The organism is Streptomyces sp. AK08-02, assembly GCF_033795085.1.
In the GTDB taxonomy this organism is placed as follows: domain Bacteria; phylum Actinomycetota; class Actinomycetes; order Streptomycetales; family Streptomycetaceae; genus Streptomyces; species Streptomyces echiniscabiei.
Genome location: NZ_JARAZV010000017.1, coordinates 156,210 through 172,815 on the forward strand (window position 1 = coordinate 156,210; position 16,606 = coordinate 172,815).

Genomic DNA, 16,606 nt, shown 5'->3' on the forward strand with positions numbered 1-16,606 from the left:
CTCTTCGTCCCGGTCACGACAGCCGCCCTCTCCCCCGCCGACGCCCGCACACCTACCCGTACGGATCCGAGGCCCCCCGCACTCACGTCCGTCGACCCGTGGCCGCCGTTCACGCCTTCACCAGCCCCTGCGTGTTTCCGCCGAGCGCCAGATACACGTCCTCCAGGCTCGGCGTGGCCAGTGTGAAGTCGTCGAGCGCGGTGAAGGCGGCCCCGCCGGTGACCGTGGCGACGGCCGCGCGGGCCTCCTCCGGAGCCAGCCGCAGGGTCCACCTGCGCCCCGACTCGACGGCCCGGTCCCGCAGCGCGGCCACCTCGGGCACGTGCAGCGGCGCCGACTCGCGCCAGACCAGGTCGACCCGGACCTCGCCCGCGACCTGCGCCTTCAGTCCGGCGGGCGTGTCACACGCGATCACGCGCCCCCGGTCGAGCACGGCCACCCGGTCGAGCACCGTCTCGGCCTCGATCACGTTGTGCGTCACCAGCAGCACCGTCGTACCGCGCTCGGCGCGCCGCCGGTCGACCGCCGACCACACCGCCCGCCGCGCCACCGGATCCATCCCGGTCGTCGGCTCGTCGAGGACGAGCAGCGGGCGTTCCCCGACGAGGGCGGTCGCGAAGCACGCGAGCCGCCGTTGCCCGCCGGACAGCTTGCGGATGGGCCGGGCGGCCAGCGCCGTGAGGCCGAGTTCCTCCAGCACCGCGTCCCGTTCCGCCCGCGCCCGCCGTACCTCCAGCCCGCGCAGCCGCGCGGTGGTCTCGACGGCGAGCGAGACGGTCAGTTCGTCGAGGGCGCTGGACTCCTGGCCGAGGTAGGCGAGGATGCGTGCGGCCCGCTCCGGATGGCGCACGATGTCGTGGCCGAGGATCTCGACACTGCCCCGGTCGGGACGCATCAGACCGGTGATCTGCCGGACGAGGGTCGACTTGCCGGCGCCGTTCGGCCCGAGCAGGCCGAAGATCTCACCGCGCCGGACGTCCAGCTCCACGGCGTCGGTGGCCTGTACCTCGGGTGTTCCAGGGGCGCCGCGGCGACCGCGTACCGCGCGATAGGTCTTGGTGAGATCGCGCACCGCGCACACGACATCGTCACCGTGTCGGGCTGCGTGTGCCGTGCGCGTACTCACGAAGAACGAGAGTACGGGGTGCCCGACTCCGCCTGAAATCCAACCCCCGCCGTGCCGCTGCCCCGCGGGGGCCGCTCATTCCCCGGCGGGCACCTGTTCCGCGGCGGTACGGACGTCGATCTCACGCCAGAAGCCGGCCCTGATCGCGTACCGGTCGTGCTCGTCGATCTGGTCGTCCTTGTGGGCGAGCAGGCCGAAACGGGCGGCGTAGCGCAGCAGCTCGCCGTCGATGCGGTGCGGGATGCGGGGGTACATCGTGGACAGTTTCGGCAGCTGGGCGGGGTCGGGGAGGCGCTCCATCCAGCGGCGCGCGAACACCTGTCCGACCTCGTACGGATCACCGCCGACCGTAGTGATGTCCTCTTCACGGTCCGCCCAGCGCTGCTCGGCCGAGGTGAGCTGGGCCAGCGTCGGCATGGAGGCGATCTCGGGGGGCTCCGCGGCCACGCCCGGCCGGTCGACCCAGCCCTTGTCGGAGGACCAGCGCAGGGTCGCGTTGGCGGGAGGCTGGGCGGACTGGGCGCCGGGTGCCCGGAGCGCGGCCAGGTCCTTGGGGGTCGGTACGCCCTTGGGAGCGGGTACGCGCTCCTGCGCCCCGTTCTGCTCGGCGGACGTCGTGGGGTGCTCCTGCTGCTCGTCGGCGACCCGGTCCGAGGCCTGCGCGTGCGACGACTCGGGCAGCGGCGCGGACAGGATCGCGGCGATCTCGGGGCGGGGCGCGGGCTGCGGCGCGCAGATCCCGCCGAGTTCCTTGGCCCGTACGGCCTTGGTGATCCACGTACGGTCGAGGACGCGCCGTTCGTCGGCCTCGGCGACCAGGTCCTCGGACTGGTTGTAGTCGCCGTCGGCGGCCTGCACCGCCCACAGGTGTACGGCGACTCCGTGTTCCTTGGCCGCCATCATGCCCGGCAGCAGATCGCCGTCGCCGGTGACGAGGACGATGTCGGAGCAGGCGCGGTTGCGGGCCAGTTCGGTCAGCTCGGCGTGCATGGCGGCGTCGACGCCCTTCTGGGCCCACCGTCCGTCGCTGCGGGTCAGGGCGCCGAGCCGGACGGTGACCCGGGGCATCACGCGGAGCCTGCGGTGCTCGGGCTGGGGCACCCGGTCGGGGGCGCCGTCGAACCAGTAGATACGCAGCAGTGGCCGTTCGGTGTCCGACTCGGCACGTTCTCGCAGGCCCTGGATGAGAGCGGCGTGGTCGACGGTGATCCGGGACCGCGAGGGCTCTCCGGCGAGAAGACTCGCGGCGGCCCCCAGCAGATACCCGGCGTCCACCAGGACGATGCAGCGGTCCACGCGATCCACCCTCTTTCCGGGAGGTTTGCTTCGGGCTTGCTTCGAGTCTGCCCGACCGTGCGGAGGTTAACGGCCCGAACTCGATCTTCGGCGTGGCGTTTCCCGCGACTGCCCGGGGCCCCGCCGCACGACTTGAGCCTATTACGCACGGTGATACTCCGACATGCGCGCTTTGTCGGGTCATGTGAATCTGGTTCCGGATTTGGCCCCTAGATCCCCTTCAGGAGGAAGATCACCATGGCCAAGAACAAGAAGCAGAGCCGCCCGCACGAACAGGCGTCACAGGCCGAGCGCGGTACCGAGCAGGCGAAGTCCTCCTCGATGGAGTCGCAGACCGAGCAGCGCATCAACCAGGTCACTCCCGGCGACATGGCGCGCAAGGGCCGGCAGAAGCGCTTCGGCCACAACTGAGCCCGGCGCCGAGCACGACGGACGTCTGAACAGCGGGCTGTCGAAGCCCACACACAGTGAGGGGCGCGCCCGGGCAGGGCGCGCCCCTCACTCACGTCAGTTGCTCAGCCGGCCAGGCAGGACGGTCCGAGCAGCACCTTCAGGTCACCGAAGAGGGCCGGGTCGGGCTTCACCCGGTGCCGGTCGAGTCGCAGCACCGTCGTCTTGCTCGGTCCCTGGAGTCTGATGCGGACCTCGCTCTCGCCCTTGTGGTGGCTGAGGATCTCGCCGAGCCGGCTGATCATCGGCGGAGTGATCTTCAGCGCGGGGATGGTGAGGATGACGGGCGCGTTGGTGCCCGCGTTCGACAGGTCGGGGACCTGGAGTTCCATCGCCACCAGGCGCGGCACGTCCTCGCGCTTGTCGAGGCGTCCCTTGACGAACACGACGGCGTCCTCGACGAGCTGGGTCGACACCAGCTGGTAGGTCGCCGGGAAGAACATGCACTCGATGGAACCGGCGAGGTCCTCGACGGTGGCGATGGCCCAGGCGTTGCCCTGTTTGGTCATCTTGCGCTGGAGGCCGGAGATGATGCCGCCGATGGTGACGACCGCGCCGTCCGCGTGCTCACCTCCGGTGAGCTGGGAGATGCCCGCGTCGGCCTTGTCGGAGAGGACGTGCTCCAAACCGAAGAGCGGGTGGTCGGAGACGTACAGGCCGAGCATCTCCCGCTCCTGGGCGAGCAGATAGGCCTTGTCCCACTCGTCGGTGGTGAACTCGACGTCGAGACCGAAGCCGGGCTCGCTGGTGTCCTCCTCGCCCATGCCGCCGAAGAGGTCGAACTGCCCCTCGGCCTCTTTTCTCTTCACCGCCACCACGTTGTCGATCATCGGCTCGAAGTGCGCGGTGAGGCCCTTACGGGTGTGCCCCATGCTGTCGAACGCGCCGGCCTTGATCAGGGACTCCGTGGTCCGCTTGTTGCAGACGACCGCCTCGACCTTGTCGAGGTAGTCGGGGAAGGAGCCGTACTTCCCCTTGGCGTTGCGGGACTTGATGATCGACTCGACGACGTTCGTCCCGACGTTGCGCACCGCGGACAGGCCGAAGAGGATCACGTCGTCGCCCTGGGCGGCGAAGTTGGACATCGACTCGTTGACGTTGGGCGGGAGCACCTTGATGCCCATGCGCCGGCACTCGTTCAGATAGATCGCGGACTTGTCCTTGTCGTCCTTGACCGAGGTGAGCAGACCAGCCATGTACTCGGCCGGGTAGTTGGCCTTCAGATAGGCGGTCCAGTAGGAGACCAGGCCGTACGCGGCCGAGTGGGCCTTGTTGAAGGCGTATCCGGCGAAGGGGACCAGGACGTCCCACAGAGCCTGGATCGCCTCGTCGCTGTAGCCGTTCTTCTTGGCGCCGGCCTGGAAGATGGTGAAGTTCTTGGCCAGTTCGTCGGGCTTCTTCTTGCCCATCACGCGGCGCAGGATGTCGGCCTCGCCGAGGGAGTACCCGGCGATGATCTGGGCGGCCTTCTGCACCTGCTCCTGGTAGACGATCAGACCGTAGGTGACCGCGAGGACCTCCTGGAGAGGCTCCTCCAGCTCCTTGTGGATCGGGGTGATCTCCTGGAGCTTGTTCTTGCGCAGCGCGTAGTTGGTGTGCGAGTCCATGCCCATCGGGCCGGGACGGTAGAGCGCCGAGACGGCGGAGATGTCCTCGAAGTTGTCGGGCTTCATCAGCCGCAGCAGCGAACGCATGGGGCCGCCGTCGAACTGGAAGACACCGAGGGTCTCACCGCGCTGGAGCAGTTCGAACGTCGTCGGGTCGTCGAGCGGCAGGGCCAGCAGGTCGAGGTCGACGCCCTTGTTGGCCTTCACCATCTTGACGGCGTCGTCCATGATGGTCAGGTTGCGCAGGCCCAGGAAGTCCATCTTGAGCAGGCCGAGCGACTCGCACTGCGGGTAGTCCCACTGTGTGATGGTCACGCCGTCCGTGTGCCGCACCCAGACGGGGGCGTGGTCGACGATCGGCTCGCTGGACATGATGACGCCGGCCGCGTGCACACCCATCTGCCGGACCAGGCCCTCGACGCCCTTCGCGGTGTCGATGACCTTCTTCACGTCCGGCTCGTTCTCGTACATCGCCCGGATCTCGCCGGCCTCGCTGTACCGCGGGTGCGTGGGGTCGGTGATGCCGTTGAGGTCGATGCCCTTGCCGAGTACGTCGGCGGGCATGGCCTTGGTGAGCCGGTCGCCCATGGCGTACGGGTAGCCCAGCACGCGCGCGGAGTCCTTGATGGCGTTCTTCGCCTTGATCTTGCCGTACGTGCCGATCATGGCGACCTTGTCGGCGCCGTACTTCTCGGTCACGTACCTGATCACCTCGACGCGCCGGCGTTCGTCGAAGTCGATGTCGACGTCGGGCATGGAGACGCGCTCGGGGTTGAGGAACCGCTCGAAGATCAGACCGTGCGGGATCGGGTCGAGGTCGGTGATGCCCATGGCGTACGCGACGATCGAACCCGCCGCCGAACCACGGCCGGGGCCGACCGCGATGCCCTGCTTCTTCGCCCACATGATGAAGTCGGCGACGACGAGGAAGTACCCCGGGAACCCCATCTGGATGATGACGTCCATCTCGTACTCGGCCTGCTTCTGGCGGTCGTCCGGGACGTTGCCGTTGAAGCGGCGGTTCATGCCGAGCCGGACCTCCTCCTGGAACCAGGTGATCTCGGTGAAGCCGTCCGGGATGTCGAACTTCGGCATGAGGTTCTTCGCCTCGAACATGCCGGAGGTGTCGATCTGTTCGGCGACCAGGAGGGTGTTGGCGCAGCCCTCCTGCCAGGCGTCGGAGGAGTCGATGGCGTACATCTCGTCCGTGGACTTCAGGTAGTAGCCGGTGCCGTCGAACTTGAAGCGGTCCGGGTCGGAGACGTTCTTGCCGGTCTGGATGCACAGCAGCGCGTCGTGCGCGCCCGCCTCGTGCGGGTACGTGTAGTGCGAGTCGTTCGTCACCAGAGGCGGGATGCCGAGCTTCTTGCCGATCTCCAGCAGGCCGTCGCGGACCCGGCTCTCGATCTCGATGCCGTGGTCCATCAGCTCCAGGAAGTACCGGTCCTTGCCGAAGATGTCCTGGTACTCGGCGGCCGCCTTGAGCGCCTCCTCCTTCTGGCCGAGGCGCAGCCGGGTCTGGAGTTCCCCCGACGGGCAGCCGGTGGAGGCGATGAGCCCCTCGGACCACTGGGAGATGGTCTCCTTGTCCATACGCGGCCACTTCTGCAGCCAGCCCTCCGCGTACGCGTCGGAGGACAGCCGGAAGAGGTTGTGCAGGCCCGTCGCGTTGGCCGCCCAGATCGTCTTGTGGGTGTAACCGCCCGAACCGGACACGTCGTCGCGCTTCTGGTGCGGCTGGCCCCACTTGATCTTGCGCTTGTTGCGCCGCGACTCGGGCGCCACATACGCCTCGATGCCGATGATCGGCGTGACGCCCGCCTTCTTGGCGGTGTGGAAGAAGTCGTACGCCCCATGGAGGTTGCCGTGGTCGGACATGGCGATATGGGTCATGCCCATCTCGTTGCACGCGTTGAACATGTCCTTGAGCCGCGCGGCACCGTCCAGCAGCGAGTACTGGGTGTGGACGTGCAGGTGCGTGAACGGCGGTTTTGACACGGCGTGGCCTCCATGGAAAACACTTGGCGACGGGCTACGGGCAGTCTGGGGGGACAGCGACGAAGTCTAAGCCTCGGCACTGACAGCGGGAGGCGTCTCCCCCGTACCTTCGTGGGCGGGTCGTGGGCACTCCGGCATACCCTCGGACGTTGGAGGGACGACGGAGTCATTCGTCTCCCCGGTCGGCCCGTCCGGCCCCATTCGTCTTGCATCACCTGCACCAGGAGGCACCAAGCGATGTCGGTTCCGCAGCTCAGCGCCGAGCACCGCGGCGAGGAGATCCTCACCGTCTTCGACACCGCGTTCGGCGAGCTCCTGGCCGCCGACCCGGCCGCGTTCCGCGTGAAGTTCCGCAAGATGGCGGCCTCCGCGTTCGCGTTCTACCGGGGTACGGCGTGCCTCTTCTACCACGACCTGGAGGCGGAACGCCGGGGCGGACCCTACCTGGACGAGCGCACCTCGCGCGTGTGGATCCACGGCGACCTGCACGCGGAGAACTTCGGCACGTACATGGACGCGCAGGGCCGGCTGATCTTCAACGTCAACGACTTCGACGAGGCGTACGTCGGGCCCTTCACCTGGGACCTCAAGCGCCTCGCCGCCTCGCTGGCCCTCATCGGGTATGCGAAGGCGCTCTCCGACGAGCAGATCACCGAGCTCGTGCGGACGTACGCGGGCGCGTACCGCGAGCGCATCCGCGCCCTCGCGACCGGCGCGAAGAGCGACGAGGTGCCGCCGTTCACCCTGGACACCGCCCAGGGTTCGCTGCTGGACGCGCTGCGCGACGCGCGCTCGCTGACCCGGTTCGGGCTGCTCGACTCGATGACGGAGATCCGTGACTTCGAGCGCCGCTTCGCGCCGGGCGGCGGCTCCATCGAACTGGACGCCGCCACCCGTTACAAGGTGCTGGCCGCTTTCGACGGCTACCTGGAGACGCTGCCGGAGTCGTCGCTGACCCGCCCGGACTCGTACCGGGTGAAGGACGTGGTCGGCCGGCGCGGCATCGGCATCGGCTCGGCCGGGCTGCCCTCGTACAACATCCTCCTGGAGGGCGCCACGGACGCCCTGGAGAACGATGTGGTGATCTACATCAAGCAGGCCCAGACCCCGGCCGTCTCCCGGCACATCACCGACCCGGCGATCCGCGGCTACTTCCAGCACGAGGGCCACCGCACGGTGATCTCGCAGCGCGCCCTCCAGGACCACGCCGACCCGTGGCTCGGCTGGACCGAGCTGGACGGCCGCGGTCAGCTGGTCGCCGAGGTGTCGCCGTACGCCGTGGACCTGGACTGGGGCGACATCGACGACCCGGAGGAGATCGCGGCCGTCGTCGCCGACCTGGGCCGGGCGACGGCCACGATGCACGCGGCGGCCGACGACCAGTCCGGCGAGTCCCTGGTGCCCTTCTCCACGGAGCGGGCCATCGACGCGGTGATCGCGGCCGACGAGGCGGGCTTCGCGGACGTCCTGGTGGACTTCGCCCACGAGTACGGCGCACGCGCGCGCGCCGACCACCAGGTCTTCGTGGACCTGTTCCGCAACGGCCGGATCCCGGGCCTCTAGGCCGGCCCCCGGCCAGTCCCTCCGAACAGCCCCTTTGGACAGTGCACAGGCTCACAGGGACCTTTTAGGGACCTCTTACAGGAGTCCGTGACACACTCTCCTCCGCTATGGACATATCCGGGACCCACCTCAGAGCCGTACGCGCGGCACTGTTCACGGCACTCGTCGTGACGCTCAGCAGCGCGTCGCACGTGCTGCTGTCCCGGGTCCCGCTGCCGATGGGGACGGTGGCCGTGATCGCGGCCGCCGTCTTCGTCGTCGCGTACGCGCTGGCCGGCCGCGAACGCGGCTTCGCCCGGATCGCGGCCCTGCTGATCCCCCTGGAGCTGGCCGCCGACACGGTCTTCACCACCGGCCAGACGGTCTGTTACGGCCGGGCGGGCGGCCCGGTCGCCGGCCCGCTGCGCTCGGTCGGCTTCGACGTGCTGTGCGCCGGCGACGGCGTGGGCACCCCGCTGGCCCGGGTGGCGGGCGCCGACACCGACCGGGTCGCGTCGCTGCTGGCCCACTCCGGCCCACAGGCCGCCTGGCTGCTGCTGGCCGCGCATGTCGGCGTGGGCCTGCTGGCCGCCGCCTGGCTGCGCCGGGGTGAGCGGGCCCTCGCCCAGCTGCTGGCCGCGCTCACCACCTCCACCTTCCGCCCGCTGCTGCTGGCCGTCGCCTCGGTGACGGTCCGGTCCGCCCCGGCGGTACGCCGCATGCCGCGACCGGCTCAGCGCGTCGCCACTCCGCACACGCGCCTGCTCGTGCACTCCCTGGGACGACGAGGACCGCCGAGCCCGCGCCCGCTCGCCCTCTCCTTCGCCTGAGCGACAACCGGCCAGAGCGAGGGCGCGGAGCAACGCGCACCGGCAAGCACCTCATTTCACTTCCGCGTACGGCGTCCACGGCGTGTACGCGTCCTCCAGGGAGATCACCAGCATGAGCAAGCGGAACAGCCAGGCGTCCAAGAGCGCGGCCCGTGAACGACTGCGCGAGGAGCGCGAGCGCCAGGCCAAGCGCGACAAGGCCAAGCGGCAGGTCATCGTGGCTGGCGCCGTCGTCGCCGTCCTCGCGATAGCCGGCGGTATCGGCTACGCGGTCGTACAGAACAACAAGCCCGGCTACTGGGACGCGGCGAAGGACGAGAAGGTCGTCGCGCCGGCCAACACCGCGGGCACCAACGGCACGACCGTGATCCTCGGCAAGAGCACCGCCAAGAAGACCCTCAAGCTGTACGAGGACCCGCGCTGCCCGATCTGCGCCCAGTTCGAACAGACCGTCGGGTCGACGTTGAAGGCGGACTTCGACGCGGGCAAGTTCAAGATCCAGTACATCGGCGGCACCTTCCTCGACGGTGACACCGACGACAACGGGAAGATCCAGATCGGGTCTCGCGGCGAGGGTTCCAAGAACGCGATGAGTGCCATGGGCGCCGCGCTGAACGTGAGCCCGGAGGCGTTCCTTGAGTACAAGACCGCCCTCTACACGGCGAAGTACCACCCCGACGAGGCGGACGACAAGTTCAAGAGCGACGACTACCTGATCAAGGTCGCGAACACCGTCGCCGCGCTCAAGAACAACACCAAGTTCCAGACCGCGGTCAAGAACGGCACGTACGACGCCTGGGCGCTTGCGATGTCCGAGACGTTCAACACCAACAAGGACGGCGTCAACGGCACTCCGAGTCTGGTGATGGACGGCAAGAAGCTCACGGCCCCGAACAGTCAGAACGCGCCCATGACGGTCGCCGACTTCACCACCGCGATCACGGCGGCACTGAAGGCCTGAACAGCGGGTTCGGACGCGTTTGGAGCGCCTGCCGTACGGTCCGCCGCTCGGCCCCGGTGGACGATCAGCCGAAGAGCGGGCGAACTTTGGAAGTTCGCCCGCTCAACCGGCTTACTGGTCAGTAATCTCAGCGCCCGTGACGAGTCGAAGCAGTTCCTCCGAGTCCACGGGCGCCCGGGCCAACTCCCTCGCCCCACGCCGCCGTACGGTCGTCAAGGCCGCCGCGGCCACCGTCGTACTGGCCGGCCCGCTGACCGCCGCGCTCCCGGCGAGCGCGGCTGCCGAGGCCCCCGCCTTCCTGCACGGGGTCGCCTCCGGCGATCCGCTGCCCGACGGCGTCCTGCTGTGGACGCGCGTGACGCCCACCGCCGAGGCGATACCCGGCTCCGGGCTGGGCCCGGACACCGAGGTGAGCTGGACCGTCGCCCTCGACAAGGCGTTCACGAACGTCGTCTCCAAGGGCTCGACCACCGCCACGGCCGCCGCCGACCACACGGTCAAGGCGGACATCCGGGGCCTCGCACCCGCCACGGACTACTGGTTCCGCTTCTCGTCCGGCGGCACGGACTCCCCCGCCGCCCGCACCCGCACCGCGCCCGCCGCGGACGCGGTCGTGACGGGGCTGCGCTTCGGCGTGGTCTCCTGCGCCAACTGGGAGGCCGGCTACTTCTCCTCGTACCGCCACCTCGCGGCCCGCGGCGACCTGGACGGCTGGCTGCACCTCGGCGACTACATCTACGAGTACGGCACCGGCGCGTACGGCACCCGCGGCACCGTCGTACGCCCGCACTCCCCCGCTCACGAGATCCTCACGCTCGCCGACTACCGCGTACGGCACGGGCGTTACAAGACCGACGCTGATCTGCAGGCCCTGCACGCGGCAGCCCCCGTCATCGCGATCTGGGACGACCACGAGTTCGCCAACGACGCCTGGTCGGGCGGCGCGGAGAACCACACCGAGGGCGCCGAGGGCACCTGGTCGGCCCGGCAGGCCGCCGCGAAGCAGGCCTACTTCGAGTGGATGCCGGTCCGCCCGGCGATCGCGGGCACCACCTACCGGCGCCTGCGCTTCGGCAAGCTCGCCGACCTCTCCCTCCTCGATCTGCGCTCGTTCCGCTCCCAGCAGGTGGCCGTGGGCAACGGATCGGTCGACGACCCGGAGCGTACGATCACCGGCCGGGCCCAACTAGACTGGCTGAAGGCCGGGTTGAAGGCCTCGGACACCACCTGGCGGCTGGTCGGGAACTCGGTGATGATCTCGCCGTTCGTCATCGGCTCCCTCACCGCCGACCTGCTCAAGCCGCTCGCCGAACTGCTCGGCCTGCCCAGGGACGGCCTCGGCCTCATCACCGACCAGTGGGACGGCTACACGGACGACCGCCGTGAACTCCTAGCCCACCTTCGCTCCAACGCGATCCGCAACACCGTCTTCCTGACCGGAGACATCCACATGGCCTGGGCCAACGACGTGCCCGTGGACGCCGGCACCTACCCGCTGTCGCCCTCGGCCGCCACGGAGTTCATCGTCACGTCGGTCACCTCCGACAACCTCGACGACCTCGTCAAGGTGCCCGAGGGCACCGTCACCGCGCTCGCCGCGCCGATCATCAGAGCGGCCAACCGGCACGTCCAATGGGTCGACACCGACCGCCACGGCTACGGCGTCCTGGACATCACAGCCGGCCGCGCGCAGATGGACTACTACGTGCTGTCCGACCGCACGAAGCCGAACGCGACGTCGACCTGGTGGCGCTCGTACCGCACGCTCACCGGCACCCAGAAGGTTGAACGGACGTACGACCCGGTGTAGCCCCCGGCAGGCCGGTCACCGCTGTCCCCACAGGCTGCCGTCCCTACAGGCTGTCGAGGAAGCCGAGCGCCACCCGCCAGGTGGCCTCGGCCGCCTCCTCGTCGTAGTCCGGCAGATCCGGGTCGGTGTAGAGGTGACCGGCTCCGGCATACCGGTAGACCTCCACGTCGGCGCCCGCCTTGCCCATCTGGAGATACCAGGACCCCAGCCAGTCGTCGGTCTCGAACGCGTCCGGCTCGGCCACGTGCAGCTGGACGGGCAGCTCGTCCACCGACGCCGTCTCGGCGATGTCCGACGTGCCGTGCAGCAGCAAGAGGCCGCGTGCCTTGTCGTCGCCGAGCGCGAGTGTCTGCGCGGTCGCGGCACCGAACGAGAACCCCGCGTACACCAGGCCCCGTCCGGAATAGGGGGCCGCGGCCAGGATCGCCCGTCTGAGCAGCTCGTCCTTGCCCACGGCGTCCTTGAAGGCCATGCCTTCCTCGACGGTCTCGAAGGTGCGCCCGCCGAAGAGGTCGGGGGTCCACACCTCGTGTCCGGCCGCCCGCAGCCGGTCCGCCGCAGCGTGCACGGCGGGGCGAAGCCCGTAGGTCGAGTGAAAGAGCATGACGTTCATGAGGACATCGTGCCAGGCACCACTGACAACACCCGCCGGAGATCAGCACCGACGCCATCACCATGTGTGCCAGCACACCCGGGGTCAGATGTTCAGGACCGCCCTTCTACGGTTACGTTCTCCCGCATGGAGAACGTACTGCGCCCGCTGATCGTCCTCGGCGGCTCGGTCGTGCTCACGCTGCTGATCGGCTGGGCCACGGACCGCTTGCTGCGCAAGGCTGACGAACGGCAGACCGACACTCCGCTGTGGGGACTGCTGCGCCGGGGCCGTGTGCCCTACCAGCTCGTCCTGTGCACGGCGCTGCTCAGAGGGTCCTACGACCAGGCCCACCTGCTCCACGGGCACGAGGTCGCCGTCGGCCGGGCCCTGACACTGGTCCTGATCGGCTCGACGGCCTGGCTGATCGTCCGCATCACGGCGGCGATCGTGGACACCTCTTACACCCGGTACGCCCGCGCCCACCGCGACCCGGCTCGGGTCCGCCGGGTCCGCACCCAGGTGTCGTTGATCACACGGGTGGTCGCCGCGGTCGTGGGCGTGGTGGCCGTGGCGGCGATGCTGCTGACGTTCCCGGCGATGCGCGCGGCCGGCGCCTCACTGCTGGCCTCGGCCGGCGTGCTGGGCATCGTCGCCGGTGTGGCGGCCCAGTCGACGCTGAGCAACATGTTCGCGGGGTTCCAGATCGCCTTCGGCGACATGGTGCGCATGGGCGACACCGTCGTGGTGGACGGCGAGTGGGGCACGGTCGACGAGATCACGCTGACGTTCCTGAGCGTGCGCACCTGGGACGAGCGGCGCATCACGATGCCCGTGTCCTACTTCACCTCGAAGCCCTTCGAGAACTGGTCGCGGGGCGGCGCCCAGATGACCGGCATCGTCTTCTGGCACCTCGACCACAGTGCGCCCATGGAGGCCATGCGCGAGAAGCTCCGCGACCTCCTGCGGGAGTGCCCGGCCTGGGACGGCCGCGCCTGCGACCTGTCCGTCACGGACGCCACACCGAGCACCATGGAGGTACGCGCCCTGGTGACGGCGAAGGACGCGGACGACGTCTGGAAGGTCCGCGTACACGTCCGCGAGGGCATGATCCGCTGGCTGGCCGAGCAGCACCCGTACGCCCTCCCCCGGGTCAACACGGCGGACGCGTCCCTACCCCCGGGCACGGAAACGGCCCGCCGCTTCCAGGACGGACCCCCTCGCAGGGCCCACGACACCCCCCGCCCGGCGGGCCGAGCCTAAAAGCCCATTCGTGGGCGGAAAGCCGCCCACGAAGCGCACCCCCCCCCACAGGCGAGTCCCACTTCTCATCGGACTGGAAACGGGCGGTGCGCGGGCGGGAGGAAAAACTCAAAGAGAGCGGCGCATCGCAAGATGCGCGATCCCCGCCTCGACGAACTCGTCCCCGTACCCCGCATACCCGAGCCGCTCGTAGAACCCCGACGCGGAGGTCTGCGCATGCAGATCCACCGCGGCAAGCCCCAGCTCCCGAGCCGCCGCCTCGATCCCCCGCACGAGCGCGACCCCGACCCCCAGTCCCCGGGCCTCCTTCCGCACCGCGAGCCGTCCGAGCGACCCGACGGAGGCATCGCCCCCGGTCCGGCCGGCGGCGGCCGCCCCGTACAGCAACCGCCCCGCGCCGAGGGCCACACCGTCCTCCCGGACGGCCAGCACATGCAGCGCGCCCGCGTCGAACTCGTCGTACTCCAGGTCCTCGGGCACCCGCTGCTCCACGACGAAGACCTCCTTGCGCACCGCGAAACAGGCCTCGCGGTCGGCAGGGTCCTCGACGACGCGCACCACGTACGCCGACGAGGTCACGCGTACGTCTCCTCGCGCACCCGCTCCAGGGCGTCGGCAAGGTCGTCCGGGTAGCCGCTCTCGAACTCGACCCATGTCCCGTCCCCGGGGTGCTCGAAGCCGAGGCGCACGGCGTGCAGCCACTGGCGGGTCAGGCCGAGCCGCTTGGCGAGCGTCGGATCCGCCCCGTACGTCAGGTCGCCGACGCAGGGGTGCCGGTGGGCGGCCATGTGGACGCGGATCTGATGGGTGCGGCCGGTCTCCAGCTTCACATCGAGCAGGGAGGCCGCGCGGAACGCCTCGATGAGGTCGTAGTGCGTGACGGAGGGCTTGCCCTCGGCCGTGACCGCCCACTTGTAGTCGTGGGTCGGGTGCCGGCCGATGGGCGCGTCGATCGTGCCGCTCATCGGGTCGGGGTGGCCCTGGACCAGCGTGTGGTAGCGCTTGTCGACCGTGCGCTCCTTGAACTGGCGCTTGAGCGACGTGTACGCGCGCTCCGACTTGGCGACCGCCATCAGACCGGACGTGCCGACGTCGAGCCGGTGCACGATGCCCTGGCGTTCGGCGGCACCCGAGGTCGAGATGCGGTATCCGGCGGCGGCGAGCCCGCCGATGACGGTCGTCCCCGTCCAGCCGGGCGACGGGTGCGCGGCCACGCCGACGGGCTTGACGATCACGACGATGTCGTCGTCGTCGTGCACGATCACCATGCCCTCGACCGGCTCGGCCACGACCTGCACGGGGGCGGGCGCCTGCGGCATCTCGACCTCGAGCCAGGCCCCGCCGTGCACCCGCTCCGACTTGCCGACCACCGAGCCGTCGACCGTGACCTTCCCCGCCGCGGCCAGCTCGGCGGCCTTCGTACGGGAGAAGCCGAACATCCGGGAGATGGCGGCGTCGACACGCTCACCCTCCAGGCCGTCCGGCACGGGCAGGTTGCGGATCTCGGGAATCGTACTCACCCGTCGAGTATGCCGGACCGGCCCGGTACCCCCGACCGGGCCTGTGGACAAACCGCCCTCGGACCCCTCAGTCCTTGTGGACGGTGCCGTCCGGGTCGAGCCCCTTGAAGGACAGCAGGACGATCAGGATGCCGCCGCAGACGATCGCCGAGTCGGCCAGGTTGAAGACCGCGAAGTGCTTGGGCGCGATGAAGTCGACGACCGCGCCCTTGAAGACGCTCGGGGAGCGGAAGATCCGGTCGGTCAGGTTGCCCAGCGCGCCACCGAGCAGCAACCCGAGCGCGATCGCCCAGGGCAGGCTGTAGAGCTTGCGGGCCAGCCGGGCGATCACGACGATCACCGAAGCCGCGATGACCGTGAAGATCACGGTGAAGGCCTCACCCATACCGAAGGCGGCACCCGCGTTGCGGATCGCCTCGAACTTCAGCCAGTCCCCGATGATCTCGATCGGCGCGTGGTGCTCCAGCTTGGCGACCACGATCATCTTGCTGACGAGGTCCAGCGCGTACGCCAGCGTGGCGACGGTGAACAGCACGAGGATCCGGCGCTTGCCCCGGGGCCGCCCGTCCGGCGTCTCCGGCTCGGCTCCCGCCGCGTCTGGGATGTCCGGCGTACCGATGATGCGCTCCGCCTCTGCCACGTGAGTCCCTCAACCTAGGTTCCTGACTGAGGACGAGAGTACGACACGCCTCCTGGCACACCGCAGCGCAGGAGGTGCACGGCGCGGATCCGCCAGGGGTCAGTAGCGCCGCTCCTGCTTCTGCTTGCACTCGACGCACAGCGTCGCGCGCGGGAAGGCCTGCATCCGCGCCTTGCCGATCGCGTTGCCGCAGTTCTCGCACAGGCCGTAGGTGCCCGTGTCCAGCCGCTCCAGGGCCCGCTCGTCCTGGACGAGCCTCTCGCGCGCGCTGGCCGCCAGCGCCATCTCGTGCTCGCGCGTGATGTTCTTGGTGCCGGTGTCGGCCTGGTCGTCACCCGCGCCGTCCCCGGAGTCCCGCATCAGACCCACGAGCGACTCCTCGGACGTCGTGATCTCGGCGCGCAGCCGCAGCACCTCGGACTGCAGCTCGGCGCGCGCCTCCGCCACCTCCGCCGGGGTCCATGGCTCCTCACCGGGGCGTACGGCGAGCTCACCCGGCTCCACCGCCGCGACGATCCGCGCCTTGGGCACCGTGCCGGCCTTCTTCGCCGCCGTGGCCGTGCCAGGAGTCTTCTTCGCAACCACCGTCGTGGCTCCCGTCGTCTTCGCGGCCTCGGCCGCACCCGCCTTGTTGGCCGTGCTCTTCTTGGCCGTGGTCTTTGGGGACGTGCGTTTACCGGCACTGCCGTGAGCCGCGGTGCTTTCAGGAGCGGCGGCCTTCTTCTCGGCTTTCTCGACCTTTTCTGCCTTCTCGACCTTTTCGGCAGCTGTTTTCGCGACGGCCTTCCTGACCACCGTCTTCTTCGCGGCGCCCTTCTTGAGGGCGGTCTTCTTCGCGTCCGTGCCCTTGCCACCGCCGGAGGCCCCCGCAGCCGTGGATCCCGTGGATCTGCCGGACGCCGACTGCTGTACGGCGGTCTTTTTCGCCACCATGGCCGCGGCCCCTTCACATATTGTGATCTTGCTCGCGA

Annotated in this window: 14 protein-coding genes; 6 read left to right on the forward strand and 8 right to left on the reverse strand. The window is 69.6% G+C overall.

Annotated elements, in window-relative coordinates; all coding sequences use genetic code 11:
- Positions 1-109: 109 nt before the first annotated feature.
- Both PV734_RS33080 and PV734_RS33085 read right to left on the reverse strand, forming a co-directional pair.
- Entirely contained in the window at positions 110-1,081 is a 972-nt protein-coding gene (locus tag PV734_RS33080) for an ABC transporter ATP-binding protein (protein ID WP_319093895.1), read from the reverse strand.
- A 120-nt stretch (positions 1,082-1,201) separates the two neighbouring features.
- Positions 1,202-2,422, reverse strand: a complete 1,221-nt coding sequence (locus PV734_RS33085; protein ID WP_319293329.1) for an NYN domain-containing protein — start codon at positions 2,420-2,422, stop codon at positions 1,202-1,204.
- Positions 2,423-2,659: 237 nt separating this feature from the next.
- Between PV734_RS33085 and PV734_RS33090 the strand changes: the two genes are divergently transcribed.
- Entirely contained in the window at positions 2,660-2,833 is a 174-nt protein-coding gene (locus PV734_RS33090) for a hypothetical protein (protein WP_006383047.1), read from the forward strand.
- 104 nt (positions 2,834-2,937) lie between these two features.
- On the opposite strand, the gene dnaE is transcribed toward PV734_RS33090, so the two are convergent.
- A complete protein-coding gene (dnaE, locus tag PV734_RS33095; protein WP_319293331.1) occupies positions 2,938-6,477 on the reverse strand; it encodes a DNA polymerase III subunit alpha in 3,540 nt (1,179 codons plus the stop codon).
- A gap of 237 nt (positions 6,478-6,714) precedes the next feature.
- Between dnaE and PV734_RS33100 the strand changes: the two genes are divergently transcribed.
- The 4 genes from PV734_RS33100 to PV734_RS33115 all read left to right on the forward strand — a co-directional run bounded on the left by PV734_RS33100 (position 6,715) and on the right by PV734_RS33115 (position 11,620).
- Positions 6,715-8,040 carry a DUF2252 domain-containing protein gene (locus PV734_RS33100; protein WP_319093586.1) on the forward strand — a complete coding sequence of 442 codons (1,326 nt, stop codon included), beginning with the start codon at positions 6,715-6,717 and terminating at the stop codon, positions 8,038-8,040.
- Positions 8,041-8,147: 107 nt separating this feature from the next.
- Positions 8,148-8,849, forward strand: a complete 702-nt coding sequence (locus PV734_RS33105) for a hypothetical protein (protein ID WP_319293333.1) — start codon at positions 8,148-8,150, stop codon at positions 8,847-8,849.
- Between the two features lie 112 nt (positions 8,850-8,961).
- On the forward strand, positions 8,962-9,810 hold the full coding sequence (locus PV734_RS33110) for a thioredoxin domain-containing protein (RefSeq protein WP_319293335.1): 849 nt from the start codon (positions 8,962-8,964) through the stop codon (positions 9,808-9,810).
- A 136-nt stretch (positions 9,811-9,946) separates the two neighbouring features.
- Positions 9,947-11,620 (forward strand): alkaline phosphatase D family protein, encoded by a 1,674-nt coding sequence (locus PV734_RS33115; protein ID WP_319093583.1) that lies wholly within the window; start codon positions 9,947-9,949, stop codon positions 11,618-11,620.
- 43 nt (positions 11,621-11,663) lie between these two features.
- Here the strand turns inward: PV734_RS33115 and PV734_RS33120 are convergent, their stop codons facing one another.
- Positions 11,664-12,233 (reverse strand): dienelactone hydrolase family protein, encoded by a 570-nt coding sequence (locus PV734_RS33120; protein WP_319093582.1) that lies wholly within the window; start codon positions 12,231-12,233, stop codon positions 11,664-11,666.
- Between the two features lie 126 nt (positions 12,234-12,359).
- Here PV734_RS33120 and PV734_RS33125 point away from each other — a divergent pair, with 126 nt between their 5' ends.
- Entirely contained in the window at positions 12,360-13,475 is a 1,116-nt protein-coding gene (locus PV734_RS33125) for a mechanosensitive ion channel family protein (protein ID WP_319093581.1), read from the forward strand.
- 108 nt (positions 13,476-13,583) lie between these two features.
- Here the strand turns inward: PV734_RS33125 and PV734_RS33130 are convergent, their stop codons facing one another.
- The 4 genes from PV734_RS33130 to PV734_RS33145 all read right to left on the reverse strand — a co-directional run bounded on the left by PV734_RS33130 (position 13,584) and on the right by PV734_RS33145 (position 16,568).
- Positions 13,584-14,054 carry a GNAT family N-acetyltransferase gene (locus PV734_RS33130; RefSeq protein WP_319293337.1) on the reverse strand — a complete coding sequence of 157 codons (471 nt, stop codon included), beginning with the start codon at positions 14,052-14,054 and terminating at the stop codon, positions 13,584-13,586.
- Positions 14,051-14,995: an RluA family pseudouridine synthase gene (locus PV734_RS33135; RefSeq protein ID WP_319093579.1), complete on the reverse strand. Its 945-nt coding sequence runs from the start codon at positions 14,993-14,995 to the stop codon at positions 14,051-14,053. Before PV734_RS33135 ends, PV734_RS33130 begins: the two co-directional genes overlap by 4 nt.
- Positions 14,996-15,062: 67 nt before the next feature.
- Positions 15,063-15,635, reverse strand: coding sequence for a signal peptidase II (lspA, locus tag PV734_RS33140; protein ID WP_319093578.1), 573 nt, complete (start codon positions 15,633-15,635; stop codon positions 15,063-15,065).
- Between the two features lie 99 nt (positions 15,636-15,734).
- A complete protein-coding gene (locus PV734_RS33145) occupies positions 15,735-16,568 on the reverse strand; it encodes a TraR/DksA C4-type zinc finger protein (RefSeq protein WP_319293339.1) in 834 nt (277 codons plus the stop codon).
- Between the last annotated feature and the right edge of the window lie 38 nt (positions 16,569-16,606).

Coding starts and splice junctions, on each gene's coding strand:
- PV734_RS33110 (WP_319293335.1), top strand. CDS start 8,962: ATGAGCAAGCGGAACAGCCAGGCGTCCAAGAGCGCGGCCCGTGAACGA.
- PV734_RS33105 (WP_319293333.1), top strand. CDS start 8,148: ATGGACATATCCGGGACCCACCTCAGAGCCGTACGCGCGGCACTGTTC.
- PV734_RS33145 (WP_319293339.1), bottom strand. CDS start 16,568: ATGGTGGCGAAAAAGACCGCCGTACAGCAGTCGGCGTCCGGCAGATCC.
- PV734_RS33090 (WP_006383047.1), top strand. CDS start 2,660: ATGGCCAAGAACAAGAAGCAGAGCCGCCCGCACGAACAGGCGTCACAG.
- PV734_RS33100 (WP_319093586.1), top strand. CDS start 6,715: ATGTCGGTTCCGCAGCTCAGCGCCGAGCACCGCGGCGAGGAGATCCTC.
- PV734_RS33120 (WP_319093582.1), bottom strand. CDS start 12,233: ATGAACGTCATGCTCTTTCACTCGACCTACGGGCTTCGCCCCGCCGTG.
- PV734_RS33125 (WP_319093581.1), top strand. CDS start 12,360: ATGGAGAACGTACTGCGCCCGCTGATCGTCCTCGGCGGCTCGGTCGTG.